This window comes from bacterium, assembly GCA_035380285.1.
In the GTDB taxonomy this organism is placed as follows: domain Bacteria; phylum Auribacterota; class Erginobacteria; order Erginobacterales; family DAOSXE01; genus DAOSXE01.
The window spans coordinates 50,879-76,739 of sequence record DAOSXE010000015.1 but is presented as its reverse complement, the minus strand read 5'-3'; the positions used below and the strand labels follow the sequence as shown (position 1 = coordinate 76,739).

The window sequence follows — 25,861 nt, the reverse complement described above, 5'->3', positions numbered from 1 at the left end:
GGGGGGGGGGGGGGTGGGGGGGGGGGGGGGGGGGGGGGGGGGGGGGGGGGGGGGGGAGGGGGGGGGGGGGGGGGGGGGGGGGGGGGGCGAAGCCGAGGGGGTCGGGGTGACGGAAGGGGTGGGCGTGGCCGAAGGCGTCGGCGTGGTCGAGGGAGTGGGGGTGACCGACGGGGTGGGGGTGACCGACGGCGTGGGGGTGACCGAGGGAGTGGGCGAGGGGGTGGGACTGGGAGACGGTGTCGCCTCGACCTCGACGTCGTCGAGGTCGGCGGCGGCGTAGTCGTTTTCTTCGCCGGGATCGGCCGGGTCGCCGGTGCGCTCGTAGGCGTTCGGGTTGTAGGGGGATATCTGTCCCGGGTCTCCCGAAAGCGATGTCCACTGCACCCCGGCGGTGTTGAAGACGATTTCTCCGGGTACGGCGGTGCCGTTGAGCTCCAGATCGAAACTCAGCCGGGCCGGGTTGGTCTGGACGTAGAAGGAAGCGATCTCGGGCCAGGCCACGGCGAGAGCGGGGAGAGCGGAGGTGTCGGCGGTGAAAGCGGGGCCGCTGAGGAGCGTCAGGTTGTCCTGCCAGTCGAACTGGGAAGGAATGAGGTCGCTGAGGGCCACGTCGTAGGCGTCGGCGCTCGAGGTTTGGGTGTGGAAGACCGAGAGGGTGACGGTGAAGACGTCCCCGATCACGCCGCTCTGAGGGGAGAACTCCTTGAGGACGCCCAGGTTCGGTTCCAGAACCTCGGTGGAACCGCCCGAAACCGGCCCCAGCGCTCCCCCGAGATAGGAAAGGTCGACGCGGTTGTCGAGCAGGGTCCCGTCCCGGTTCCCGGTGACGTTGGTCACGCAGACGGTGTACACGAACGTTACGGTATCGGGTTCGGGGCCCGGCGGGTTGGTCACCGTCTGCAGGTTCCAGGTCAAGGTCCGGCCGTCGGGCCCGACCGCGGGAACCGTCGAGCCGCTGATGGAGATGGCCGGATCGTAGACGACCGCGTCCTGGGAAACGAAGGCCAGCCCTTCGTCGAGCGAATCGGTGATGGTGGCGAAGGCCATCTGGCCCTCGATCAGGTCCACAACCACCCGGTATTGAAAGGTCTCCCCGATGACGGCGCTGCCGTCGCCCAGCAGGGTTTTGGCGATGGCGGCGGACCCGACGGTGATCAGGCCTTCGTCCGCGGCGGTGTAGTGGTTCCATTCACCGGGGTCGGCGGGGTCTCCCGTCCGTTCGTAGGCGTCGTCGTTGTAGGGAGACACGTGTCCCGGATTCCCGGCGAGGGAAGTCCACTCCAGGCAAACTTCATCCGGCAGCGGCTGCCCGGGCCGGACGTCGGCGTCGAGGGTCACGTCGAAGGAGAAACTGACCGGATCGGCCTGGGTATAGTAGGTATCGATCTGCGGCCAACTGAAGACCACTTCCGGCAGTCCGGCGGTATCGACGGCGAAGGCCGGGCCGCTCAGGCTCTGGACGTTGTCGGCCCAGGTCAGCCCGTCGGTGACCGTTTCGCCGAGCGTGACGTCGAAAGCCTTGGCGGAACTGTCGGTGGTGTGGCCGAAGGAGACGGTCACCGTCACCGTGTCTCCGGCTTCGCCGGTTTGGGCGGAGAGGGATTTGGTCACGGCCATCTCCGGTTCCAGGACCTGGGTGTCGGAGGCGGTCGACCAGAGAGGGCCGCCGCTGATATAGCTGATGTTGGCGAAGTTGTCGAGGAGCCGGCCGTCCCAGTTGGTGTAGACGTTGGTCAGGCAGGCGGTGTAGGTGACGGTGATGGTGTCGGGGGCGCTTCCGGGCGGGTTGACGATGTTCCCCAGGAACCACCAGAGGTTGGTCCCCTGGTTCAGGACCAGGGGCATGGTGGAGCCGGTGACGGTGATGCCGGTATCGTAGGTGAAGCTGTTCTGGGAGACGAAAGCGAGCCCCGGGTCGAGGGAATCGGCCATGATCACGTTTTCGGTCACGCCTTCGATCAAATCGATGGTGATTTGATACTGAAAAGTTTCCCCGATGACGGCGTCGCCGTCTCCCAGAAGGATTTTATTGAAGGCGTTGTCGTCGATCCTGAACTGCGCGCTGTCCTCGTCGTTGTAGTCGTTGAGGGCCCCCCCGGGATCGGAGTCGTCGCCGGTTCTCTCGTAGGAATCGGGGTTATACGGGGAGACCTGGCCCGGATCGCCGGGGACCGAGGTCCACTCCAGGTCGACGGTATCCGGGAGCACCTGGTTGGGGTTGACCCCCGTGCCCACGGCGAAATCGAAGGAGAAGCTCACCGGGTAAGCCTGGTTGTAGTAGGTGTCGACCTCGTCCCAGGAGAAGGTGGCTTCGGGCCAATCGTCGGTGTCGACGGTGAAGGCCGGCCCGCTGATGAGCGTGATGTTGTCGGCCCATGCCATGTTCTCGTCGCCGAGTTCCGTCAGAACCAGCCCGTAGGCGGTCGAGGAGCTTTCGGTGGAGTGGCTGAAGGAGACCGTTACCGTGACGGTGTCCCCGGCTTCGCCGGTCTGGGTCGAGAGCGATTTTTGAACCGTCAGCGCCGGTTCGACGACCTCGGTTTCCGAGGCGGCCGCCCAGCTGGGCGGGCCTCCCGCGAAGGTCATTTCCACCTGGTTGTCGAGCAGGGTTCCGTCCTGGTTGCCGGCCGTGTTGGTGGGGCAGACGGTGTAGGTGATGACGACGGTGTCCGCCGCCGGGCCGGGAGGATTGACGATGGTCCCGAAATTCCAGGTGACCGTCCCGCCCTGGTCCGTCACCACCGGTTCGGTCGATCCGCTGAAGGAGATGGAGGGATCGACGGCGAATGCGTCCTGGGAGACGAAGGCCAGGCCGGCGTCGAGCGTGTCCGCCAGGAGGACGTCGGGCATGGTTCCCTCGATCAGCGGCATCGTCACCCGGTACTGGAAGGTTTCGGCCACGGCCGCGTTCCCGTCCCCGAGCAGGAGTTTTTCCAGGACCAGTCCGTTGTTGACCGTGATGGCGTCGTTGTCTTCGTCGTTGTAGTCGTTGAGCGCCCCCCCCGGATCCGAGGGATCGCCGGTCCGCTGGTAGGAATCCGGGTTGTAGGGCGACACCTGGCCCGGGTCGCCGGGGACCGAGGTCCACCGCAGATCGACCGTGTCGGGGAGCACCTGCCCGGGAATGACGGAGGGTTCCAGGGTGACGTCGAAGGAAAAGCTCACCGGGTAGGCCTGGTTGTAGTAGGTGTCCACTTCGTCCCAGGCGAAGACCACCTCGGGCAGGCCGCTGGTGTCCCAGGTGAAAGCGGGCCCGGAGATGTTGGTGACGTTGTTCGACCAGGCGAGACCGGTGGTAACCACCTCGGAGAGAGTAAGATCGTAGGCCGGGGACGAGCTGTCGGTGGCGTGGCTGAAGGTGACGGTGACCGTGACCGTGTCCCCGGCGTCCCCGGTTTGGGCCGAGAGAGTTTTATCCACCGCCAACACCGGTTCGATGATCTCGGTATCGGACGCGGAGGACCAGAGCGGGCCGCCCCCCTCGTAGTCGAGTTCGACGCTATTGTCGAGCAAGGTCCCGCTCTGGTTGCCGGCAACGTTGGTGGCACAGACGGTGTAGACGGCCGTGACCGTGTCCGGTGCCGGTCCGGCCGGATTCACCACGGTCTCGAACGACCAGGTGATCGTGGCGCCCTGGTTGGTTATGGTGGGCGTCGTCTGACCGCTGAAGGTTATGGAAGCGTCATGGGCGAAGCTGTCCTGGGAGACGAAGGCCAGGCCGGGATCGAGGGTGTCCACCATCTCCACCCCGGGCATCGTCCCTTCGTTGAGGGTGAAGACCACTTCGTATTGGAAGGTTTCGGCAATGGCGGCGTCCCCGTCGCCCAGCAGGGACTTTTCGATGCCCAGGTTGTCGTCGACGGTGACCACGGCCGGATCGGCGTCGTCGTAGTCGTCGCAGGATATGTCCCCGGAGCCGTCTCTTTCCCTGGGATCGTTGCCGGGAAGACTGGTCCACTCGATCCCCCCGGTGTTGGTCACGATCTCGCCCGGAGTCACCGAATCGTTCAAGACCACGTCGAAAGTGATGACCGAAGTCTCTCCGTCGGGAATAGTCTGGAAGGTGAAGGTGACCGTGGGCAGGGAGCCGGTGTCCACGGTGAAGGTCGGCCCGGAAGCGGAGAGGTTATCCGCCCAGGTCAGCCCCGAGGGCAGGACGTCGCTGATGACCGCGTCGAAGGCGTCGGAGTCGCTGTCTCCGGGATGGTCGGCGGTGATGGTCACGGTCAGGACGTCCCCTGCGTCCCCGTGGCCGGGAGCGATTTCCTTGAGGATCTGCAGGCGCGGCTCCACCACCACGGTCCAGAGGCCGATGGAAGTGTCGCTGAACCAGGTGCCGCCCGCCGACTGGTTGCTCCAGCCGATGAACCCCTCGTTCCAGAAGTTGGTCCCTTGGCCGACGCAGCCCGAAGTGTCGGTTTGATCCACATAGGACGATATGGTAACGACGGCGTCGAGGCCGGTCTGTCCGGGTCCGAAGTCGCCGTAACCGACCGTGACGTCCGTGGTCCCGTCCGGGTTTTCGGTGTAAACCGCGAAGACCGCCGCCGGGTTGGAACTCACCCCGGTCACGGTCAGACCGTCGGAGACGGTATCGGTGATCGTGAGGCCGTAGGCGGTGGTGTCGTTGGGCAGGTCGATCTCGAGGATATAGTCCAGGGGTTCGCCGATGGTCGCCGCGCCCCCGGGAGTGTACCCGGCTGAGGACTGGGATTTGCCGATGTCGGCCGGATCGGTGTAGTGGGTCTCGGAGTCGGGGCCGATACCGGGATAGATTCTCTCGGCCGGGACCGCTCCCGGGAGGGAGGAGTATTCGCCGACCCGGGCCGAGTCGGTCATGGAGAAAGCCGCCCCGACGTCGGCGTCCACGGTGGCGTGGTAGCTGACGGTCACGGTCTCGCCCGGTTCGATCCGGGAGGCGGAAGTGTTTCCGGAAACCGGGAGGGAGGTGTCGGAGGAGACGAACGTGACGGTGAAGGTCTGTCCGGACCAGGCGGTGGTGTAGTCCGCCGGGGAGGAAAGGGTCCTGGCCCCGACCGTGATCGAATCCACCGCCGGCGCGGTCTGGCGCATCCCCGGCGGGATCAGGTCGGAGATCACGGCATCGAAGGCGGTGTTCCAGCCGGTGTTGTCGAAGGTGACGACGTAGTCGACCTGCTGGGTCCCGTGGACAGGATTCGGGGTGTTGGTGGTCTTATCGAACGAGGAGAGGACCGGTTGATCGACGTCGGTACGAACGTCGGTATCCTCGACGAAGCGGTTGGTGGAACCGTTGCCGTCGCTGAAGCTCGACCAGTCGACTCTTGCGTCGTCAAGGGCATGGTCGTCCGCGGCCGGCGGATTCCAGACCGTGTCTCCTCCGGCATCGTCCCGTCCCGTCACCAGCATCGCCCACTCCAGTCGGAAGACGTACTCTATGTCGCCCCAGCCGACGCCGTCGCTGGCGTTGACGATCGGGTTCAAGTCCCAGAACAAGGTGGCGCCCGGGGCCGGGTCGGTCCAGGAGATCCAGGTCGGCTCGGTGGAGGTCACGAAGGAGACCCCTTCCGCGGGGTTGCCGGTCACCGCGGCGAAGGAAGTGGAGCCGGGAACGTAGGTGAGGCCGTTCCACTCCACGATATCGTAGAGGTCCGGCCAGTAGGCGGCGGTCTCGGCCGGGACCGCCACCTCCAGGCGGTAGTAGACGGTTTCCCCGATGGTCGCGGGAGATCCGGAGAGGACGCTTTTGGTCAGGGAGAGGGACGGGGCGGTCAGCTCCTTCCAATCGCTGCCGTCGCTGTAGGGCCGGATGTCGGGGTTGGACGGGTCGTAGGGGAGGGAATAGTAGCTGTCTACCCGGGCGAAGTTGGAGAACTCGGCGAAGGAACCGACATCGTAATCGACATAAGCCCGGTAGTAGATGAGCATTCTCTCGTCGTTGTCCAGCCGCGCCGCCGAGCCGGGCAGCGGAGTGTTGAAATTCAGCTCCAGGACGCCGGCCGCGCCGTCCCAGGAACCGGAGTAGTCGGCGGGGGAGGTGAGGGTCCGGTCGATCGAGCCGTAAGGCGGCGCGTCCACCCCCACCGCCACGATGCCGGGCGCGGCGTCGCGCATTTCCGGGGGCAGGGTGTCCTGCCAGTGCAGGCTGTAGGCGGTCGAGGTGACCGCGGTGCCGTCGTTGTCGAACTGGACCCGGAAGTAAACGCCGTCCCCTCCGGCCACCGGCCCGGGGTACCCTCCTTCGAAATTTTTGGAGAAGTCGAGGACGTGGGGTTCGACTATTCCGACATCGGAGGAATCCGAGTCGTTGTAGGTGTTGGTCTGGTACGTGAACTGGACCGAGGCGTCGTTGGTCTGGGTCATCCCGGCGAAGTTGACGGCGTCGTCGTCCACCCGGGCTTCGATTTCGATGGTGACGGTGGTGGCTTGGGTGATTTCCGTCCAGGCCACTTCGATGGTGCCGGTCGCCGCCGAGGCGGTGTTGGCGCTCCAGTCCGCCGGAGAGACCGAGTGGGAGATGTATTCCAACCCCGGAACCGGGAGCTGGTCGATCACGGTGACCGCCGAGTAGTCGGGGTTCTGGAAGTCGGCGGTCACGGTGAAGTAGACGGTTTCTCCGATCGTGGCCTGGGTGTCGCCGGCCTTGGAAAAGCTGGCGTTGGACGAATAAGCGTCGTCGGCGTCGTCGCTGTAGTTGCAGCCGGTCGCCGCCCCTCCGGCGTCGACGCATTGTCCGATGACCTCGGCCTCGTGAATCAGGCTCCCGCTCCCCACGTCCGCGGTGATCACGTAGGTGCGTTCGGTCGAGGGGTCGATGGTCCCGCCACCGGGGTCGCCGGAGAGAAAGACGACCTGTTGCCCGACCACGCTTCCCAGGGAGGAGGCGATGTTGGAATAGCCGGGTCCGAGGAGGTGATCGACCGCCCAGTTGTCGGCGGCGGCGGTGCCGTTGTTGCGCAGGGTGACGTTGAAGGTCGCGCTCCCCCCGTCGCTCACGATCTGGGTGGCGGGGTCGATGGTGAGGTCGAGGTCGGCGTAGGCCGGAGTCACGGTTTCGACGGTGAAGTCCACCCCGTCGGTGACGTAGACCCCGCAGCTGTTGGAGTAGCTCCCGACGGGCCAGCCCGCCACCGGTCCCGGGACGGGGGGATCCCCGTGCGGATCGGTGTCGCAGGAGAAATCGGAGGGCACCCGGTAGACGTTGAAGGCGACGGTCAGGGTTTCGGCGGGGCCGGCGTAATCGTTGCCGTCGATTATGTTGCCCCCCTGGGCCGCGCCGGCGAACCGCAGCTGCTGAGGGTTTCCCCCCAGGTCCACCGGTTCTTCCTCGGGTTCGGTGAAGGTGTGGGCCGGATCGGAACTGGAGATTTCGGCGCCGCCGCCGCTGGCGTCGTAGACGTAGCCATCGGGGACGGTGTAGACGAAATCGAGTTCCTCGGCGGTGGCGCCGTCGTTGGTGACCGAGAAGGCAACGGTCCCGTTACAGGTGGTGAAGGCGGTCAGCTGGTTCCAGCCGGGGAGTTGCAAGTCCACTTCGGTGGTGAGGGCGTGCACCTGGTGCTTGGTTCCCGCAGTGCAGCCGAGGTCTCCGCACCCCCAGGCGACGTCCACGGAGTTATAGGAGAGGGCCTGGCAGCCGTCGCCGTCCACCGTGGCCTCGACGGTGGCGACGAAGGGCAGATCCGTCCCCACGAACCAGGCGACGGTCTGCCCGCTCTGGTAGTCGGGGGCGGGCGCCGCCGACGAAAAGGTTACCGTGTCGGGAAGAGTGTCGGTCATGGTCACGTACTGGGCGTCGGTGGAGCCGGCGTTGCTCAAGGTCACCCGCCAGTAGACCGTATCCCCGGCGTCGGCGATCACCGGATCGGTGGAGAGAGGGCCTCCCGGGTCCCGGGTCTCGTTCCTCCCTTCCTTGACGATCTGAACGTCCATGTTGTTGAGGTTCATGGTGGCCGCGGTTTCGCTGGTGACCTTGTACTCCCCGCAGGGATTTTCGTAGCTGGCCCGGGAACGGAAGATCCGGTCCCCGGCGGGAAAGTCGCAGTCGGCCTCGACGTCGAACCTGATTCTGACCCTGGCGCCCAGGGTCAGATCCTGGAATTCGGGGATATGGGTCTGGGCGGTCCACTGGTAGGGGTAGGTCTGCGCCGGCCAGTAGTCCGGGTCGGGGATCGCGGTGTACGCGCCCCAGCCCCCGCCGGCGTTGTAGCTGTATTCCGAACTGCCGGGAACGTAATCGGCGCCGCTCGGGAACTTCTCGGCTGCGGTGATTTCATAGATGTGGGTCTGGCCGCTGTTGCGGACCTCGAAGATGACCGGGGCGGAATCGCAGAGATCGACGGCCACGGGGAACGTGGTGACGCCGAGCAGGCCCGGCGGGGGCAGATAGACGGTGGAGGTGGCCCAGTTCGAGGTCTGGCAGGGGGTGGTCAGGCACCCCCAGGTGGAGTAGACTTCGTTGTGGAGGTCGGTGCAGTCCTCGATCGCGGCCGCAATGGAGAGGTTGACCGTTTCCCCCGCCGCCAGGTCGTCGAAGTAACCGTCCCCGTCCAGGTCGGTGAGGCCGCCCCAGGTCGCGGTCAGGCTCTGGAAATTCCAGGTGATGGTCTGTCCGGCCACGTCCTCGGGCCAGGGCACGCCTCCCGCGAAGGAGAGGTCGGAAGAGAGGGTATCGATGACGTGGAGGTTGTAGGCCCCCCCGTCGCCGCCGTTGACCACGGTCAGAAACCATTCCGCGGTGTCTTCGGTGGCGTAGTAGGCTTCCGGCATCTTGATGATGCTGATATCCCCCTCCCGTACCCAGAGCGGTTGGTCCGGCCCGGCGGAGACCGTCGATTCCCGGGGAATGGTGCCGTCGTCGCAGCGGTCGTTGTACTCGGCCCGGCCGCTGTAGGTGTAGACGGCGGCGGTGCAGGGGAGACGCAGGTCGACCCGGATCGAACCGACCTGGGAAAGGTCACCCGATCCCCCCCCCTGGGTGGCGAAGTCCCAACGCAGTTCGCCGGGGGTGGCCGTGTCGGGTTCGAACGACGATATCGTCCCTCCGCCGTTTTCGGCGAAGGTCCCGGCGAAGAAGGTGCTCCCGGGCAGGTAGTAGTAGTTGTCGGTTCCGTTGTCGTCGGGGTCGAGGTCGAAGACCACCAGAAGGTCGTAGGCGACGTATCCGTTCTTGGAGAGGGAGACCGTATAGGGCTCCACCCCGCAGTGATCGGTGATCAGGGGGCCGTCGAGACCGATCCCGACGCTGGAGCGCTCGATGGAGATGGGAAGCCAGTTCCGCTCCTGGGAACATCCGGCGACGGTCAGGTCCGATTCCCCGTACACGCTCCCGGTGGTGTCGCCGGCCTGGAAGGTGTAGGCCAGGACGATCGTCGTCGCCGCGTCCGGCGCCGGGGCCGGAGAGGCGTCGAGCCCTTCCAGGTAGACCTCGTAGAGGCCCCCGGCTCCCCCGTTGTCGGAGACGTAGGTCTGGTAGTTGAAGCCGTCGACGAGGACGGCGTCGAGGGAAACGTAGCTCTGGTCGAGGGGCATTTCGTCGCTCATGGTGGAGCCGGACCAGGAGGCGGGTCGGGAGGACCCCTGGAGGGCGTAGCTGTTGGTGTAGGAGGCGAAGGTGCAGACCTCGATCGTCCCCGGTCCCTGCCGGGAGCCGTCGGCGTTGCAGTCCCCGTCGCATCCGGGGGTATCCTCGACGTAGAAGGTTTCGGAGGTGGACCCGGCGGCGATGGCGCAGCCGTGGCAGTCGGTCCCTCCGGTGACCTCGGCGCTGTTGGTGTACGGTCCCACCGGCGGACCCACGCAGGGGTCGGCCAGCCCCATTTCGAAGCTGGCGGTCCAGATGTCGCCGTCGTCGAGGGTCGGGGTCCAGGTGATGACGTCGCCGTCGTCGCTGCCTCCCTCGGTGATGGTCTGAACCGTCCAGCCCGGGGAGGGGTTGGGGTAGTCGTCGGTGACGGTGGGGCTGAAGCCGTCGGGGCCGTGGTAGGCGACGGTGAGGGTGAAGACGATGGTGTCGTTGCCGTTGACGATCCCGGGGTTGTTCTTGGAGATGGAGAGCGAGGGCATTCCGGTCATGGAAACGGGGTAGATCTTCACCGGCGGCGCGAAGGGCGTCATGCATTCGTCGTCGTAGGTCGGGAGCCAGAGCGTGTTCCGGGAAGAGGGGTCGGGAGGGCAGGCTCCGTCGGGCCAGCCGATGGTATAGGAGAAGACGACCTCGGCGTTGGCGGGAACGGTCCCGACCGCGAATTCGCCGGTGGCGGGGTTGTATCCGGCCCCGACGACGTTGGTTATCTCGTAGCCGGTGGCGTCGAGGTTGGTGTCGAAGAAGAGGTTGTAGGCCCCCCCGACGTCGGGGTCCGGGGAGAGGGGATCGCCGTTGGTTACGGTCACGGTGACGTTTTCTCCGGAACAGTAGTCGATTCCGCTCATCCCGGGGCTGAGATCGAAGGTCAGGTCGGGTGTGCGGAGCTGGTAATCGATGGTGGCGGTCGCCGTTCCCGGCGGGGTTTCGGTGGCCGTGTCCAGGCAGATCTGGTCGGGAACGCTGACCATGCCTTCGCAGCCGAAGACGGCGTCCACTTCGTTTTCGAGCCCGGAGCAGGCGATGACTTGGGCGATCAGGGAGATCTCCACCGATTCGTCCGGCTCCATTTCGGCCAGTTGGGGGATTTCGGCCGCCGTCCAGTAGTAGGTCTGCGGCCCTCCTCCCGCTTGGGGAGCGGGGTCGGCGGAGACGAAGGCCAGGCCCGAACCCAGGGTGTCCGTTACCGTCACGTTGCGGATGGTGCCCAGCCCGGAACTCTCGACCAGAACGGTGTAGGTCGCCCAGTCCCCCATCCCGGCCTCCTGGGTCACCGGGGTCTTGAGGAGGTTGATGTCCCCGGGCATCACCGTGATGAAGAGAGCCTCGGTATCGGACTGGGGCACGGGGAACGGGAAGTCGTAGCTGACCGTCAGGTCGTTCTGGCCGCTGTTGCCGTCGCAGTCGATCTCCAGGGCGAACTCGATATCCAGGGTGTCGCCGGGCGCCAGGGTGATGCTGGATCCGAAAAGGGCGTTCAGGTCCCAGGTCAGGTCACTCCCGGAAATCCCCGGGTTGGCCCCGCTTCCGGACAGGGAGCCCTGGGGGGTGGTGATGGAGGCGGAATCGTTCTGGAAGACGAATCCGTCGGGGGGGACCGTGTCGACCAGGACGATGTTCTCCGCGGTGTGGGCGGTCCAGGCGGGGTTCCCGACGGAGATGTAGTAGGTGTCGGCCTCGCAGCGGCTGACCGTTTCCGCCCCGGTCAACTCGACCTCCAGGGCCCGGGCCGTCCCCGCGGCCGCGGTTAAAGAGAACAATACGATCCCGCAGTTTCGCAGCAATGAATTCATTATCGATCCTTTCCCCCTGCGCTTCGCCGAGGAAGGGGGGGACCGGGAGGACAGGAGATCCTCCCCGCCGTTTCGGAAATGGTTTAACGGATTTTTTTGTGATTATAATGGACCGGATTCGTCCCGCAATAAAATTCGCTTTTCCCGGTCCGGCGGGGGGGGGAGACACCACCTGAAAAAGGTTCTCCCCCGGGGGCGGAAAGGATATGCTTGCCCCGGTTCGGCTATGGATATCCTGGTTCTCAACTGCGGCTCCTCGTCCCTCTCCTGGAAACTCTTCGAAACCCGGGGGGAGGGGGACCCCGTGGCTTCCGCTTCCGGCCGGGTCGGAGGGATCGGCCCTTCCGCAAAAGGCGACCGGGGCCGGTCTCTCCCTGCGGATGCCGATAGCCGCGGCCACCGGTCCGCGGCCGGGGAGGTATTCCGGGAGCTGCGGTCCCGGGGGCTGGAACCGGACGCGGTCGGGCACCGTGTCGTCCACGGCGGAACGGCCTTTCCGGCTCCGGCCCTCATCGGACCCGAAACCCTGGAACGGCTGCGGGAAGGCCTGTCCCTGGCCCCCCTCCACAACCCCCTCTCGCTGGCGGTGATCGAAGCCGCGCGGGACCGCTACCCCGGTCTTCCCCAGTACGCCTGTTTCGACACCTCCTTCCACGCCGGGCTGCCGCCCCAGGCCGCGGTCTACGCCGTGCCCCGCGATCTCGCCCGCCGCTGCGGTTTGCGCAAGTTCGGCTTCCACGGCTTGTCCTATCGGTCGGTGGTCGCCGCCGCCGCCCGTTTCCTGCAGAGACGGGAAGACGAGCTGCGCCTGGTCGCCTGCCACCTGGGGACGGGCGGGTCCAGCGCGGCGGCGATCGCCGCCGGCCGTCCGCTCGACACTTCCATGGGATTCTCCCCGCTCCAGGGGCTGGTGATGGCCACCCGCAGCGGGGATATCGACCCGGAGGCGGTCCTGGCCCTGGTCCGATCCGGATTGTCGCCCGGCCGGGTGTCCCGGATCTTGAACCGGGAGTCCGGGCTGCTGGGGCTCTCCGGGGATTCCGGCGATCTCGGCGACCTGCTCGGCCGCCGTCGCCTTCCCGACGCCGCTCTGGCCGTCGCCGCCTACTTCCACCGTCTCCGGCTCTATATAGGAGGTTACCTGGCCCTGCTCGGCGGCGCGGACGCCTTGATCTTCACCGACGAGGTCGGTTTGACGCTCCCGGCGGTCAGGGAAGAAGCCTGCCGGGGGCTGGAGTTCGCGGGGGTGCGGCTCGATCCGGAGTTGAACCGCCGGGCCGACGGAAGCCGGTGCGCCGACGTCGCCGCTTCCGTTTCCCGGATCCGGATCCTGGTCGTTCCCAACGATGAAGAACTGGAAATCGCGCGGGAGGGAGTGCGCCTGCTTATTTCCGCGGGAGAGTCAAGGGAGGTGCGGGCATGAACGGCGACAAGGTGCGTTGGGGGATCGTTTCCACGGCCCGGGTCAACCGCCGGTTGATTCCGGCGCTCGCGACTTCGGAGCGTTCCGAGCTGGTGACGGTGGCGGGGAGGGATCGATCCCGGGCCGAGGAGTTCGCCTCCTTCTGGAACATCCCCCGGGTGGCGGGCTCCTACCGGGAGCTGATCGAATCCGACGGGATCGACGCCGTCTACATCCCGCTTCCCAACAGCCTGCACTACGAATGGACCCTCCGGGCCCTGACGGCGGGCAAGCACGTTCTCTGCGAAAAACCCCTGGTCCTCGACCCGGCCCGGCTCCGGGAACTGGAAACGGCCGCCCGCGCCGCCGGCCGGGTTTTGATGGAGGGGATGGCGTACCGCATGCACCCCCAGTTTCTCTCCCTTCGCGAACTGGTCGAGGACGGCGCCGTGGGGAGGTTGCGCCTGATCCGCGCCCATTATTCCTTCACCCTGTCCGAGGACTCCGGGAATATCCGGCTGTGCCCCGAACTGGGGGGCGGGTGTCTCTGGGACGTGGGCGTCTACCCCGTCTCTCTGGCTTTGGGCCTGGACGCCTCCCGTGTCGTGGAATTCGCGGGCGCCATGAAGCACAACGCCGCGGGGGTCGATTGCCTCTTCGCCGGCCAGTTCCTGATGGCTTCGGGGACCCTGGTCCAGTTCGACTGCGGGTTTTGCCTCCCCTACCGGGTCGGGGCCGAGGTGGTGGGGGAGGGAGGGCGCCTGATCCTCCCCAACCCCTTCCAGCCCAACCTCGACGGGAAAACCAGCGGGATCATCCGGGTCTTCCCCGACGACCGCGAGGAGATCATCGAAACCGAGGAGGTCGATCCGTATCTCTGCGAAGTGGAGGCGATGGAGGAATCGATCCTGGACGACGCTCCCCCCCGCTACCCCTTGTCGGAGAGCCGCCGGGTGATCGGGGCCGTGGTCTCCCTCTACCGCGCCGCGGCGGCGACCCCACCGCCCCGGGCCGGGTCGATTTCAGCCTCCTGAGTCTCCGGGGCCCCCGGGGCGCGCCTTTCGCAGGCCGGCCGCTTCCAGGGCCTCTCCGATCGGGCCCGGGCGGTTGGTGGAGATGGAATCGACCCCGGCCGCGGCCAGCCGCCGGGCGGCGTCGGCCCGGTCGACGGTCCAGACGTTCAGCTCCTTGCCTCTTTTCCGCAGCGCCGCCGCGAACCGCCGGTCGATTCCCCGGTGAACACGGCACCCGGCTCCGTCGGCGCCGATCTTCTCCAGGAACCCGGCCAGCGCCTCCGCCGTCCGGCATCCCTCGGGGCCGGTCAGCCAGTAGCGCCGCGTCGCGGGCATGACCTCCCGGGCCCGGCGGATCACGGCGGGATCGAATGCGATGATCACGGCGCGCTCGGGGGGCAGGAGCGCCCGCTTGAGGGCGCGGGCGACGGGGACGACGAGACCGGGGCCGTCCTTGATCTCGATCAGGATGGTCTTGTCCGCGGGCACGGCGTCCAGGACTTCGTCGATGGTGGGGATGCGTTCTCCGGCCCAGCGCCGTCCCTTGCCGCTGCCGACGTCCGCTTCCCGCAGCCGGGCCAGGGGCGCCGCGGCCACGGTCAGATCGATGTCGGCGGTGCGGGCGGTGGTGGCGTCGTGGATGCAGACGACGACCCCGTCCCGCGTCAGGCGGAAATCGCCTTCAACGGCGTCGGCCCCCGCCTCCCAGGCCGCCCGCACCGCGGCCAGGGTGTTTTCGGGGGCCGCGGCCGAGGCCCCCCGGTGGGCGACGAGCATGGGGCCGCGCATAAGGGTTTAGATGCCCATGCCGCTGAGCATGTCCACGATGCGCCCCAGGGCGGCCGCCAGCTTCGGGTGTTGCACCTCCAGCGCCCGGATCTGGGATTCGACGGCTTCTATCGGGGACCCCCCGCCGCCGTCGTTTCGGGCGTTCCCGTCCATGAGCCGGGATATGTCGCCCATCAGGGTCTGCACGTTCTTTCGGGTCTCTTCGTCCAGCTCCGCGCTGCCCGCCAGTTCCCGGTGCAGGTCTTCCAGGCGCCGGTTGAGCTCCTCGTGTTTCATAACCGCTCCTTGCAATTTCTTTCGGCTCCGGAACCCGGCCGCGACCGGCCTTCGGAACCTTCGTCCGCGCTTCGCCTCCTCCCTCCCGTCTTCCCGGCGGGGGAGGTTACGGATGCGACCACGTGATCGATTTCAGGGGGATGCCGCTCGTTTCCAGGGAGATGATGATGTCGTGGGACAACTGCTCCGCCTGGCCCCGGTGGGAAAGCTTGAGCGACATCTGGGCGGTGGTGGTGTGGGTCAGGTAGTCGCGGGTGAAATCGAAAAACAGGATCCTGATCTGCTTTCTCTTCACCAGGTTGATGAGACCGGTGACGTCGGCGTCGTTGGGGAGAACGACGGTCAGGTCGCGGTAGATGTCCCGGTGGTGGAGTTTTTCGAAATAATTCAGCCCGATCAGGGCGCCCAGGGAGATGGCCGTCACCGCCGCGGCGATGAGAAGGAAACCGGCCCCGCTGGCCATGCCGATCGCGGCCGCCACCCACAGGCAGGCGGCGGTGGTCAGACCCCGGACCGTGAACCCCTCCTTGATGATGGCTCCGGCTCCGAGGAATCCGATGCCGGTAACGATCTGGGCGGCGATCCGGCCCGGATCGGTGACCCTGCTGAACCCGCCTCCCCACGCCACTCCGAATTCGGCGACGTGGGTGGAGAGGATCGTGAAGGCGGCGGCGCCGGTACTGACCAGGAGATGAGTTCGGAGCCCGGCGGCGCGCCCGTGCAGTTCGCGTTCGAAACCGACGGCTCCACCCAGGACGGCCGCCGCCAGGATGCGGAGGATCAAGACCCAGTGATCGGGCAAGAGAAAGTCGTACATTTTTTATTCTCCGGATGCGGCTCTGGTTTCGGCCCCCGGCTCCGATACTACGGCTTTCCGGCCGCGCGCTCAAGCGGCAAAGCCGCGCCGGGCCCCCCCGCCGCCTCAGGAATCCTTCAGTCCCTGGATGTGCACCAGGCGGCTGGCCCGGTCCACCGTCGTCCGATGGCCCCGCCCCACGGGGTCGTCGAAACAGAACAGTTCTCCGGGTCCGAAAGATCGGCTCTCCTCGGCTCCTCGCGTTCCCACGGTGACGGTGACCTGCCCCTCGACCACGTAGACGAAATCCCGGGTAGGAGAGGAGTGCCAATCCCAGCGCCACCCCCGGGGGATGTTCATGAAGGTGGCGCGCCCGGCCGGGAGGCGCTCGGTGGCGCTCAAAACCGGCGAGCCCGGTCCCTCGTCGATTTCGTGTTCTTCGAGTTCGACCTCCTCGAACCTGGTCCCGGCGTCGCGTCCGCGGGCGACGATGGCGGTGATTTTCATCCTCGATGTTTCCCGATGGGATTTTCTCGGTTCGTTTTCCAAGAGATATCTTTTACCAGCCGGCGCGTTGTTGTCGAGAAAAAGTCGGCCCCGCCCCGCCGCCCCCGCCGTTCGCCGTCCGAGTCCGCTCCCCGCTCCGCCCCCGCGCCCGGTCGTCGTCGCGCGCCCGGGTTCGCGCCCCGGCCGCCGCTTTTAAAAAATCGATGCGAAATCAATGTTGACAACATGCGGGGAAGGAATAAAACTTGGCGCCAAGAAAGAGAATAGTAGGGTCCGGCCGGTTTTCGTGTCCGGCCGGCCCGCCCGGGCGGAGCGGCTGTCGCTGTCCGGGTGAGGGTTTCGGCAGCCATGGCAACACCAAGGAGGCAGACGATGCCCGCCCAGAAGAAAGCCGCCCCGAAGAAGGCCGCCGCCAAGAAAGCGGCGCCGAAGAAGGCCGCCGCCAAGAAAGCGGCGCCGAAGAAGGCCGCGGCCAAGAAAGCGGCCCCGAAGAAAGCCGCGGTGAAGAAGGCCGCCCCCAAGAAGGCCGTGGCCAAGAAAGCGGCCCCGAAGAAGGCCGTCGCCAAGAAGGCCGCCCCCAAGAAGGCAGTGGCCAAGAAAGCGGCTCCGAAGAAAGCCGCCAAAAAGTCTGCCAAGAAAAAGTAACACCGAGTACGCACAGTTCCCGCGCCCGCCGGGCGCGGGTCAACGCCCGGGCGGCCCGGCTGCGGCCGCCCGGGCGTACCCTTCTGCAGCCGTAGCGGATGAGCATCCAGGAGGTATTGATGCCGACCAAGAAGAAAGCGGCCCCGAAGAAGGCCGCCCCCAAGAAGGCCGCGGTCAAGCAGGCGGTCGCGAAAAAGACGGCGGCGAAGAAGAGCGCGGTCAAAAAAACCGCCGTGAAGAAGGCGCCCCCGAAGAAAGCCGCGGTCAAAAAAACCGCCGCGAAGAAGGCGCCCCCGAAGAAAGCCGCGGTCAAAAAAACCGCCGCGAAGAAGGTGTCCCCGAAGAAAACCGCGGTCAAGCGAGCGGTCGCGAAAAAGACGGCGGCGAAGAAGAGCGCGGGCACGAAGCCCTCTCCGAAGCAGGCTTCCTCGCCGGGGGTGACCTGGGAAGAGCTCTACCGCATGGAAATCGTGACCCGGTCGCGGTCCTGGAACCGTGAACGCGACGTCGACAGCATCGAGGGGATCAACCGGAGACTCGCTTTCGGAGGGTACGGGGAGGTCATCCGCGACGTGAACCGCGCCTACGAGGGCGCGATCTGGAAAATCGCGGGCGAGATCCTCTCCCACCGGGACCGGATCAGGCTCGTGATCGTGGCCGGACCGAGTTCTTCGGGCAAGACCACGACCACGATGAAGATCTGCGAGGCCTTGCGGACCGCGGGCGAAAAACTGCAGCTTCTGGCCCTGGACAATTATTTCTGGAACCTCAAGGACCAGCCCCGGGACGAATACGGCGACTATGATTTCGAAACGCCCGGGGCCCTGGACATCGCCACCATCAACAGGAACCTTAAGGATCTCCTGGCCGGGAAAGAAACGGTGGTGCCGGTCTATAACTTCAAAACCGGCCGCCGCGAGGAAACGGGCAAGACGATGCAGCTCGCACCCGGGGAAATCCTGGTGGTCGAGGGGCTCCACGGCCTCCACGACCAGGTGACCCGGGGCGTACCCCGCAAAAGCCAGTTCCGGGTGTATATCGAGGCGATCTGTCAGCTGACCGGCAGTGACGGGAACTTCGTTCCCTGGACCGACATCCGGCTCCTGCGGCGGATGGTCCGGGACAACCTCCACCGCAACTACTCCCCGGAAATGACGGTGGGACACTGGCATTACGTCCGGGATTCCGAAAAAAAGTACATCGTTCCCTTCATCAAGGAGGCCGACGCGGTCATCAACGGCTATCTGCCGTACGAGCTTCCCGTACATAAGAAATACACGTACGAGAGCCTGCGCCGGGCGGTGGAGGCGTTCGCTGCCTCTCCGGGCCGCGAGGATGCCCATGCCCGGGCCCGTCGCTGCCTCGACTGGCTGGAACAGGTCGACGTTCTCGAGGACGATTCCGTCATCCCCGCCGATTCCCTTCTGCGGGAATTCATCGGCGGGAGCGTCTACGAGTATTGACCTCTCCCCGGCGCGGGAGGCGGGGCCCCGGCCCCGCCTCCCGCGCCCCGGTCGCCGACGCCGCGAACGCCGGGCCGAGGCTTTTTGCTTCCCTGGCTTCTTCGGGCTGCGCTATCCTGAAAATCAAAGTTGCAACCGTCCAAGGGGGTCAGGATGAAAACGATCAAGGATCTGGAATTGAAATTGAAGGGGGCCAAGGAACGCGAGGTCCGGGACCGAATCGTCGATCGGCCCAGCCTGGACGGGCCGTATAAACACCTGGCCACGCTGCTCGCCCGCCGGGGCGAGCACGAGCAGGCGGTGGCGGTGCTGAAGCTGGCGCTCTCGGTCTTTCCCCGGGACCGGCTCATCCGGGAACAGCTGGCCGGCGTGTATGAGGAGATGGGGAAATCGGCTTCCGCCGTGGATCTCTACAAGCAGTTGGTCAAGGAAGGGGAGAGCTGGTCGGCGCACGTGCGCCTGGCCCGGATATATAAACGGAGGGGAAAGCTTCCCGAGGCCGTCGCCGTCTTCAAGGACATACCCCGGACCAGTCCCCTGAAGGAGCGCTCGTACGCGGCCCTCTACGAGCTCTATTTCGTCATGGACGAACATCAGCAGGGGATTCAGAACCTCAAGGAAGCGATCCGGGTTTTCGGCGCCACCCACCGGCGGATCAAGGACCTGGGGCGTCTTTACATGAAAGTGGGCAGAAAAAAGGACGCGATCGAATTCCTGACGCAGGCGGTGAAGATCAGGAAAGACGACATGGACGCGGTCAAGTGGATCGGGTTGGCCTACCTCGACCTCGGCGATTACGCCTCCGCCCGCCGCACCTTCAACAGGATCCTGAAAACGGAGCCCGAATCCTATCAAGCCATGATCCAGCTGGCCGAACTCTGCCTTTTGGAGGAGAAGCTGGACGAGGCCAAGGATTGGCTGGACCGGATCCGCGCCATCCAGAAGCAGAAGCGCGAGCCCTGGGATTCCCGTTCCAAGCTGGCCATGGGGGAATATCGCCTGAAAAAGGGCGAATTCAAGAAAGCCGCGGAACTGACCGAAGACGGTCTCTCGGAAACCCCGTTCTACTACCCCATGGAGGTTCTTCACGCCCACAGCATCCTGGAAGCCGCCTACCGGGGCCTGGGAGACGAATTCAAGCTCGGGGTTCACGGACGTATCCGCGAAGCTCTGGGGAAGAACCTGGACGTCTTCGGTTGCCTGACCGGGCTCGCCCTCGAACTGGAGAAGAAAAAAGACCTGGCCGCGGCCAAGGAAGTCCTGGAGCAGCTGCTGGTGACTTTCCCCGGCAACACCCTGGTCCTGGTCAATATGGCCGAGGCCCAGTTCAAGCGGGGCATGTCCGAAAGCGCGGTCCAGCTGGCCCGGGCCGCGACCAAGACCGCCGAGGGTTCGTTTCTCCGGGATAAGATCGAGGCCCTGAAACTGGTGGCCCGGATCAGCCGCGCCCGGGGACACGAGGCCGCGGCCAGGGATTACGAACGCCAGGCCGAGAAGCTTGAGAAGGGGAAATGACCCCGGACCGGGGCTGGTGCGCTGTCCTCACTGCGGCCAGCCCACCCCGGACGAAAACCTGAACTGCATCTACTGCGGGGAGCTGCTGGAAGAGCCGGTCGGCCCGCTCACCGGTCTGCTGTACGGCTGGAGACATTGGCTGGGAGCGCTTCTGGTCGGGTCGGCGGTCCTTGCCTTCCTGCTCTGGTTCTTCTGAAACGGCGAACGTCGATGATCACTTATCTGAAAAATCCTCGTCTCAAGCACCCCCAACTCCTGGCCGCATGGCCGGGGATGGGGTACGTGGCCTCCCAGATCGTCTCGTATCTGATCGAGGTTCTGGGAGCTGAGCGTTTTGCCTACGTTCACGCCGAGGACTATTTCGCCCCCAACAGCATCGAGGTCGATGCCGGTCTGGCCCGTGTCCCCAACCTTCCGGAAACCAATTTTTATTTTTGGAAGAACGTTTATTCCGGGGGTGACCTCATCCTCCTCTCCGGGGACGCCCAGCCCGACGTTTCCCATCAGGCCCGGATGGCCGCCGAAGCGATCGGCCTGGCCCGGCGGATGGGGGTGTACCGGATCATAACCTTCGCCGCCGCTCCCAGCCCCATCCAGCATCGGGAGACCCCCGGTTTCTGGGGGGTGGCCAACAGCCCCGAACTCCGCGACCACCTGCGCCAGGCGGGAATGCGCCTGCTCAAGACCGGGCAGATCAGCGGGCTGAACGGCCTCCTCCTGGGCGCCGCCGCCCGGGAAAACCTGCCCGGCATGTGTCTTCTGGGGGAAGTCCCCTATTATACGATCAATTTCGAAAACCCCCGCACGTCCAGGACGCTGCTTCAGGTTCTGACCAAGTTTCTCAACCTGCCCTTCGGAGCCGGGGGGTTCGAAGAAGCGATCGTCCGTTTCGATCAGGAAGTGGCGGAAATGGGGAAGAAAGCCCAGGAGACCATGGCCTCGTTGATGCCCATGGACGACGAGGATTTCGAGGAAATGGATGAGGGGGAGGAAGGTTTGGCCTATTCCGACGACGAGGAATGGGACGAGGACGAGCCGGTGCCGGGGGAAGTAATCGCCCGGATCGAGGAGCTGTTCAAGCAGGTGGAACGGGATCTGGCCCTGGCGGCTCACCTCAAGGCCGAACTCGATCACTGGGGAATCTACGAGGAATACGAGGACCGTTTCCTCGACCTCTTCAGGCCCGGCGGCGAGCCTCGGGATAATTGACGGCCGTTCCCGCACAAACCTTCGCGCCTCTTTTTTCCGTTGTGGTTCCCGCCCGGGACGAGAGCGAGCGGATCGGCGCCTGCCTCGATGCCACCGCCCGCGCCTCGCGCGCCTGCCCGGGCGCGGTGGAAACCATCGTGGTCTGCAACCGGTGCACCGACGGGACCGGGGAGATCGCCCGGGCCCGAGGAGCGCAGGTGGCGGTCGAAAACGCCCGGAACCTTTCCCTGGTCCGCAACGCCGGGGCCCGTCTCGCCCGCGGGAAGATCCTGGTGACCGTCGATGCCGACAGCGTCATGTCCGACAACATGCTCTCCGAGATCGAACGGAAGTTGCGAAACCCCCGGTGCGTCGGGGGCGGCGTCATGATCCGGCCCGAACGGCTTTCCCTGGGAATCGCGCTGACCGGGCTTCTCATCTACTGTTCGGTCCCGATCGGGCTTTCGGCGGGTCTGTTCTGGTGCCGCCGCCGCGATTTCGAAGCCGTGGGCGGTTTCGATCCCGGTCGCCGCGTAGGCGAGGATATCGACTTTGCCCGTCGGCTGCGCGCCCACGGCCGTCGCACCGGCCGAAGATTCCGGACCCTGTACCGGGCCTTTATCACCACCTCCTGCCGCAAGTTCGATTATTTCGGCGATTGGTACCTGCTTCGCCGCCCCTGGCTGGTCGGGGCGGCGTTGAGGGGGGGAGCGGACCGGTTGGCGGACCGGTTTTTCTACGATTTTCCCCGATGAGCCCGTGCCCGCGCGCGGGTCATTCTCTGGTATACTGGCATCCGGGCGCCGGGAGCGCCCCGGCGCCCGGATGCCGGCGCCGTCCGGACCATGAAGAAGACGAATCCGACAGCGTTTCCCGGGCTCGAACGGCCGGATGACGATAGGCGGTTCCCTTGGTGGACCGTCTTCGCGGCCGCTTTCGCCGTCCGCGCCGTTCTCAACGCGGCTTTCTTTCTGCGCAACGGCTGGCAGGCGTCTCATCTGATCGAGATTTGGTACTATTACGGCGTGGCCGGGGGAAGCGAGCGTCTCTCTCCGTTCGATCCGACGTTCTGGCTGCTGCGGTTTCCCGGGCTGTTTTTCGGAGGAGCCCCCCTCTATGCCGCCGTGGTTCTGACCGGCGTGCTCCTGTCTTCCCTGACGGCGCTGCTGGTGGCGGTGTGGGTCGGCCGCTGCGCCGGGAGGGAGTCGGGGTGGTGGGCGGGCCTGGTTTTCGCCTTTCTTCCCGCTCCGCTCACCCTCTGCCTGGCCAACTTCTCCCACGACCTGGCCGGGCTGCCACTGACCCTCGTGTTTTTGGGGGCCGTCGCCGCCTGGGAACGGGGCGGGAGCCGGCTCTTCTGGGGGGCGACCGCGGTGCTTGCGCTCGGGGCCGGCCTCATGGTGGGGCCGTTGGCGGCCGGGGGGCTTCTGGCGGCGCTTTTGTACGTTCCCGCGCGCGCCCTGGGACGGTCTTCTCGCCGCCGCTTCGGTCCGTTTCTGTATTTCGCCGGCCTGGTCCTGCTCCTGGCCGGGCTCGGGCTGCTCTTTCAGGCCCGCCTTCTGGAATGGCTGGCCCCCCTGGCCGCCCGGGTCCGCGGCATCGACCTCGCCGCCCAGGTGAGGATCGGGGTGGGTGACCTTCAGCCTTTCCCGCCCAACGGGCTGTGGAACCGCTACGGGCTCTTTCTTTTCCTGGTTCCCTGGGGCCTGTACCGCTCCGCCGCCCGCCGGGAGTTTTTCCCCGCGGTGGTGGCGCTCACCGCCGCCGCCGTCGCCTTCGCGGTCAACCGGGGTGCGCGTCTTCTCGATCCGGCCCTGGCCGCCCTGGCCGGCGTCGCCCTGGCCGGCATCGGTCTCGGTCCCGGTCTGGCCGCGGCCGCCGCCGGTCTGGGTTTCGTCGCCCTCAACCTGCTGGCACCGTCCGCGGCCTCCTTCCTGGGGCTGGAGATGCCCTTCGCAGCCGTTTTCTTCGCGGGCGGGCCTTCCCTGGCGTCGCTGTGGGCCACCCGCATCCAGGCGGCCGCCGCGCCGGTCTGGGTCTGGTTTTTCTTCCTGCCCCGCCGCGCCTGGCGGTACGCGTGGTTTCTGGTCCCGGCGGCGTTGTCCGCGTTCTGGTGCTGGAGCACGGCCGGAACCAGCAGCTCCCAGGTGGAATATGAACTCTATCGGAGCCTGGCGCCCCTCACCCGCCCGGGAGAGGTGATTTTCGCCCCGTGGAATCAGGGTTTCTTCATCCGGGCCGTGACTTCCCTGCGGCCCTTGACCACCCCCGAACGGATCGACGTGGACGTCAACCGGGTATATTGGTTGGACGAGGATTCGGCCTGGAGGCGGTTGCGGGAGCGCGGAGTCGATCTTCTCGAAATCAACACCCGTTGTTTCGCGGTGACGGCGGTCGACCCTCTCCACGACCGCTTCGCCATTCGGGGCAATACCGTCATCGGCCCCCAGCCCGCTCACATCCGGAAACTGAGCGATCTGAAAAAAACCCTGCTGTACCGGCTTAATTACGAACCGGCCTCGTTGACGAGCTTCTATCCGATCGCCGAACGTTTCGACCCGGGCGAAGGGGTGGGGGCGCGCGTTTTCCGGGTCCGCCCCGCCGGGGAAGGAGCGGTTTTCCCGTGAACCGTCTCGCCCGGTCGCTTTTTCCGGCGGCGGCATCCATGGCCGCCGCGCTTATCGGCTGCGCCACCGTCCCCCACACCGGCCGCAGCCAGCTCAGCCTTTTCTCCGACGACGAGGTGCAACGGCTGGGGATCGCGTCCTACCGGGAGATTCTCTCCCAGTCGGAGATCTCCACGGACCCCCGGGCTTCGGGGCAGGTGAGAAGGGTGGGCAAGCGCCTGGCCGCCGCCGCCGAGGATTTCCTGCGCGAACTCGGCTACGGGGAACGGATCGCCGGATATCAATGGAGGTTCACCCTCATCGAGGACGACGAGACCGCCAACGCCTGGTGTCTTCCGGGGGGCAAGATCGCCGTCTATACCGGGATACTGCCCTACACCGAAAACGTCGACGGCCTGGCGGTGGTTATCGGTCACGAGATCGCGCACGCCATCGCCGGCCACGGCAACGAGCGCCTCAGCCAGCTGCTCCTGGCGGAAATGGGGGCCGTCGCCCTCGCCGCGGCTCTGGAGGACGAGCCGGAGACCACCCGGGCGCTGGCCCTGGCCGCGTACGGCCTCGGAAGCAGGATCGGCATTCTTCTGCCCTACAGCCGCACCCAGGAGTACGAGGCCGACCGGATCGGCCTCATCCTGACCGCCCGGGCCGGATACGATCCCCGGGAGGCGGTCCCTTTCTGGAAGAGGATGATGCGTGCCCCCGGGACCGAACCTCCGGAGTTTTTGGCCACCCACCCCGCCACCGCCGACCGGATCCGGGAGATCGAGCGGTTTCTGCCCGAAGCCTGTTCGTATCTGGAGCTAGGCGCTCCCGCCCGGGAAGATCAGTGAACGCCGAGGATGACCAGCTCGTCGGCCCAGCCGTCGCGGTCGGGATCCATCACCGCCATCCGGTAGAGCAGGGCGCCGGATTCTTCCCCGGCGGGGAACGACGAATTATAGGAAAGGTCCGTCACGGCTCCCGAAAGATCCCTTTCCAGGTCGAAACCGTGTATCCAGGCGCCGTCTTCCGGCGAGTACTCCAGAAAGAGCAGTTCCCGGACGTCGGCGTCGGGGGATGAAGCTATCCCCAGCAGACGCGAACCGTTCCCGAAGCCGGGAAGGCGCAGGCTGGCGGTCGGTTCCGCGCGCCGTTTTTCGCCGGGGTCCGGAAGGGGGACGATTTCCAGCAGGAAACCGTCGCGCTCGGCCCGCAGGATCGCCAGCGCCGCTTCCCCGGGGACGTTGAGAGCGGCGATCCCCACCACGTTGCAGGCGGGGGAACGTCCCAGATCGAGTTCGGCCGCCGGGCCCCCGGCCGGATCGAGAAGATCGAAGAACCGCACCGTCTCCCGTTCCCCGTCGCCGGTGACGGCGGCCAGTTCGGCGACAAAACCGTCGCCGTCGAGGTCGACCCCGGCCAAGGCCCGCACTCCCTTCAGTTCGGGAGGAGCGACGGGCCCCAGGACCAGGGGATAACGGCCGGGGCCGTCGGGCCGGAAATCCCGGACTTCGAACCGGGGGCGCCCATTGGCGCCGTTCCAAGCCGCCGCGACCTGGTCGACGACGCCGTCGCGGTCGGCGTCGACGGCGGCCAGGGCGATCGAACGCTGAAAGGACGGTGAGCCGGGCCCGGGGAGCCGGGAGACCTCGGCCCGGCTCCGGCGGGCGGGGGCGAGGGGATAGACCGAGAAATGACAGTTCCGCACCGGGTAGAGAAACGCCACGGCGTCGAGGTCGTCGCGGCTCAGCGTCCGCTTGATCGGATGTTCCGGCGGCAGGGAGTCGTGCATCGCCGCTTCGGCGTAGAAGGAATGTCCGAGGCCGAGCAGGTGGCCGATTTCGTGGAGGGCGACGGTGAGAAGATCGACCGGTCCGCCGTCCGTCCAGTCGTAGTCGCGGGCGTTGAACTCGATGTCCACTTCGTCGATGGCGGCGGTTTCCGGGTTCATCCAGGTGGTGGTCATCGCCAGGTTGTCGGCCCCGTAGGGCCAATCTTTCCGCCAGACCAGGAGGTTGCGGTCGTCTTTTTCGGCCCGCGGCCTGCGGGTGCGGCCGGTGAAGACGAAACGGACGGTTCCGTGAGCAGGCGCGGCCCAGGTCTGGAAGGCGGTTTCGATACGGTTCAGTTCCCGGTCTCCGATCGCCTCGGTTGGGTCCGCCACTTCGTAGAATATGGTGCCGCCGCCGTCGCCCCAATGGGCGAATCCGCCGTTTTCGCCGGTTTTCACGGTGAACCCCGGAACCGCCGCGGCGCCCCCGAGCGTTCCCGCCAGAATCCCTGCGATGATGGCCCGTGCTTTCATC

The 25,861-nt window shown here is 66.3% G+C and carries 16 protein-coding genes; 10 read left to right on the top strand and 6 right to left on the bottom strand.

The genetic code is table 11. The features are described from left to right. The coding region (locus tag PLZ73_07430) for a hypothetical protein (GenBank protein HOO77704.1) at positions 1 to 11,355 on the bottom strand (11,355 nt) is incomplete at its 3' end. Positions 11,356 to 11,581: 226 nt separating this feature from the next. Between PLZ73_07430 and PLZ73_07425 the strand changes: the two genes are divergently transcribed. Beyond that, positions 11,582 to 12,778, top strand: a complete 1,197-nt coding sequence (locus PLZ73_07425; GenBank protein ID HOO77703.1) for an acetate/propionate family kinase — start codon at positions 11,582 to 11,584, stop codon at positions 12,776 to 12,778. After that, complete coding sequence (locus PLZ73_07420; GenBank protein ID HOO77702.1) at positions 12,775 to 13,791, top strand: Gfo/Idh/MocA family oxidoreductase; 1,017 nt, start codon at positions 12,775 to 12,777, stop codon at positions 13,789 to 13,791. Before PLZ73_07425 ends, PLZ73_07420 begins: the two co-directional genes overlap by 4 nt. On the opposite strand, the gene PLZ73_07415 is transcribed toward PLZ73_07420, so the two are convergent. From PLZ73_07415 to PLZ73_07400, 4 genes are all read right to left on the bottom strand, one after another. Continuing rightward, a complete protein-coding gene (locus PLZ73_07415) occupies positions 13,780 to 14,559 on the bottom strand; it encodes a glycerophosphodiester phosphodiesterase (GenBank protein ID HOO77701.1) in 780 nt (259 codons plus the stop codon). The two genes, PLZ73_07420 and PLZ73_07415, sit on opposite strands and share 12 nt — an antisense overlap. Before the next feature lie 6 nt (positions 14,560 to 14,565). Then, positions 14,566 to 14,835: a DUF4404 family protein gene (locus PLZ73_07410; GenBank protein ID HOO77700.1), complete on the bottom strand. Its 270-nt coding sequence runs from the start codon at positions 14,833 to 14,835 to the stop codon at positions 14,566 to 14,568. A 106-nt stretch (positions 14,836 to 14,941) separates the two neighbouring features. Next, positions 14,942 to 15,652, bottom strand: a complete 711-nt coding sequence (locus PLZ73_07405; GenBank protein ID HOO77699.1) for an MgtC/SapB family protein — start codon at positions 15,650 to 15,652, stop codon at positions 14,942 to 14,944. Between the two features lie 105 nt (positions 15,653 to 15,757). Next, the gene (locus PLZ73_07400; protein ID HOO77698.1) at positions 15,758 to 16,138 is read right to left on the bottom strand and encodes a cupin domain-containing protein; all 381 of its coding nucleotides are present in this window, start codon (positions 16,136 to 16,138) and stop codon (positions 15,758 to 15,760) included. A 372-nt stretch (positions 16,139 to 16,510) separates the two neighbouring features. Here PLZ73_07400 and PLZ73_07395 point away from each other — a divergent pair, with 372 nt between their 5' ends. The 8 genes from PLZ73_07395 (at position 16,511) to PLZ73_07360 (ending at position 24,406) form a co-directional block, all read left to right on the top strand. Next, entirely contained in the window at positions 16,511 to 16,783 is a 273-nt protein-coding gene (locus PLZ73_07395; protein ID HOO77697.1) for a hypothetical protein, read from the top strand. A 119-nt stretch (positions 16,784 to 16,902) separates the two neighbouring features. Further along, positions 16,903 to 18,246: a nucleoside kinase gene (locus tag PLZ73_07390; GenBank protein HOO77696.1), complete on the top strand. Its 1,344-nt coding sequence runs from the start codon at positions 16,903 to 16,905 to the stop codon at positions 18,244 to 18,246. Between the two features lie 153 nt (positions 18,247 to 18,399). After that, a complete protein-coding gene (locus tag PLZ73_07385; protein ID HOO77695.1) occupies positions 18,400 to 19,761 on the top strand; it encodes a tetratricopeptide repeat protein in 1,362 nt (453 codons plus the stop codon). Next, positions 19,745 to 19,957 (top strand): hypothetical protein, encoded by a 213-nt coding sequence (locus PLZ73_07380; GenBank protein HOO77694.1) that lies wholly within the window; start codon positions 19,745 to 19,747, stop codon positions 19,955 to 19,957. Before PLZ73_07385 ends, PLZ73_07380 begins: the two co-directional genes overlap by 17 nt. Before the next feature lie 14 nt (positions 19,958 to 19,971). After that, complete coding sequence (locus tag PLZ73_07375) at positions 19,972 to 20,970, top strand: PAC2 family protein (GenBank protein HOO77693.1); 999 nt, start codon at positions 19,972 to 19,974, stop codon at positions 20,968 to 20,970. Further along, entirely contained in the window at positions 20,967 to 21,704 is a 738-nt protein-coding gene (locus tag PLZ73_07370) for a glycosyltransferase (protein ID HOO77692.1), read from the top strand. The genes PLZ73_07375 and PLZ73_07370 overlap by 4 nt, the downstream gene beginning before the upstream one ends. A gap of 90 nt (positions 21,705 to 21,794) precedes the next feature. Beyond that, positions 21,795 to 23,576, top strand: a complete 1,782-nt coding sequence (locus tag PLZ73_07365) for a hypothetical protein (GenBank protein ID HOO77691.1) — start codon at positions 21,795 to 21,797, stop codon at positions 23,574 to 23,576. Further along, a complete protein-coding gene (locus PLZ73_07360) occupies positions 23,573 to 24,406 on the top strand; it encodes a M48 family metallopeptidase (protein HOO77690.1) in 834 nt (277 codons plus the stop codon). The genes PLZ73_07365 and PLZ73_07360 overlap by 4 nt, the downstream gene beginning before the upstream one ends. Here the strand turns inward: PLZ73_07360 and PLZ73_07355 are convergent. Next, positions 24,400 to 25,860 carry a matrixin family metalloprotease gene (locus tag PLZ73_07355; protein ID HOO77689.1) on the bottom strand — a complete coding sequence of 487 codons (1,461 nt, stop codon included), beginning with the start codon at positions 25,858 to 25,860 and terminating at the stop codon, positions 24,400 to 24,402. The genes PLZ73_07360 and PLZ73_07355 overlap by 7 nt on opposite strands. Position 25,861 lies beyond the last annotated feature (1 nt).

Bases quoted from the DNA above. Each gene is read 5' to 3' on its own strand.
- PLZ73_07425 (HOO77703.1), top strand. From the start codon at position 11,582: ATGGATATCCTGGTTCTCAACTGCGGCTCCTCGTCCCTCTCCTGGAAA.
- PLZ73_07420 (HOO77702.1), top strand. From the start codon at position 12,775: ATGAACGGCGACAAGGTGCGTTGGGGGATCGTTTCCACGGCCCGGGTC.
- PLZ73_07415 (HOO77701.1), bottom strand. From the start codon at position 14,559: ATGCGCGGCCCCATGCTCGTCGCCCACCGGGGGGCCTCGGCCGCGGCC.
- PLZ73_07410 (HOO77700.1), bottom strand. From the start codon at position 14,835: ATGAAACACGAGGAGCTCAACCGGCGCCTGGAAGACCTGCACCGGGAA.
- PLZ73_07405 (HOO77699.1), bottom strand. From the start codon at position 15,652: ATGTACGACTTTCTCTTGCCCGATCACTGGGTCTTGATCCTCCGCATC.
- PLZ73_07400 (HOO77698.1), bottom strand. From the start codon at position 16,138: ATGAAAATCACCGCCATCGTCGCCCGCGGACGCGACGCCGGGACCAGG.
- PLZ73_07395 (HOO77697.1), top strand. From the start codon at position 16,511: ATGCCCGCCCAGAAGAAAGCCGCCCCGAAGAAGGCCGCCGCCAAGAAA.
- PLZ73_07390 (HOO77696.1), top strand. From the start codon at position 16,903: ATGCCGACCAAGAAGAAAGCGGCCCCGAAGAAGGCCGCCCCCAAGAAG.
- PLZ73_07385 (HOO77695.1), top strand. From the start codon at position 18,400: ATGAAAACGATCAAGGATCTGGAATTGAAATTGAAGGGGGCCAAGGAA.
- PLZ73_07375 (HOO77693.1), top strand. From the start codon at position 19,972: ATGATCACTTATCTGAAAAATCCTCGTCTCAAGCACCCCCAACTCCTG.
- PLZ73_07365 (HOO77691.1), top strand. From the start codon at position 21,795: ATGAAGAAGACGAATCCGACAGCGTTTCCCGGGCTCGAACGGCCGGAT.
- PLZ73_07355 (HOO77689.1), bottom strand. From the start codon at position 25,860: ATGAAAGCACGGGCCATCATCGCAGGGATTCTGGCGGGAACGCTCGGG.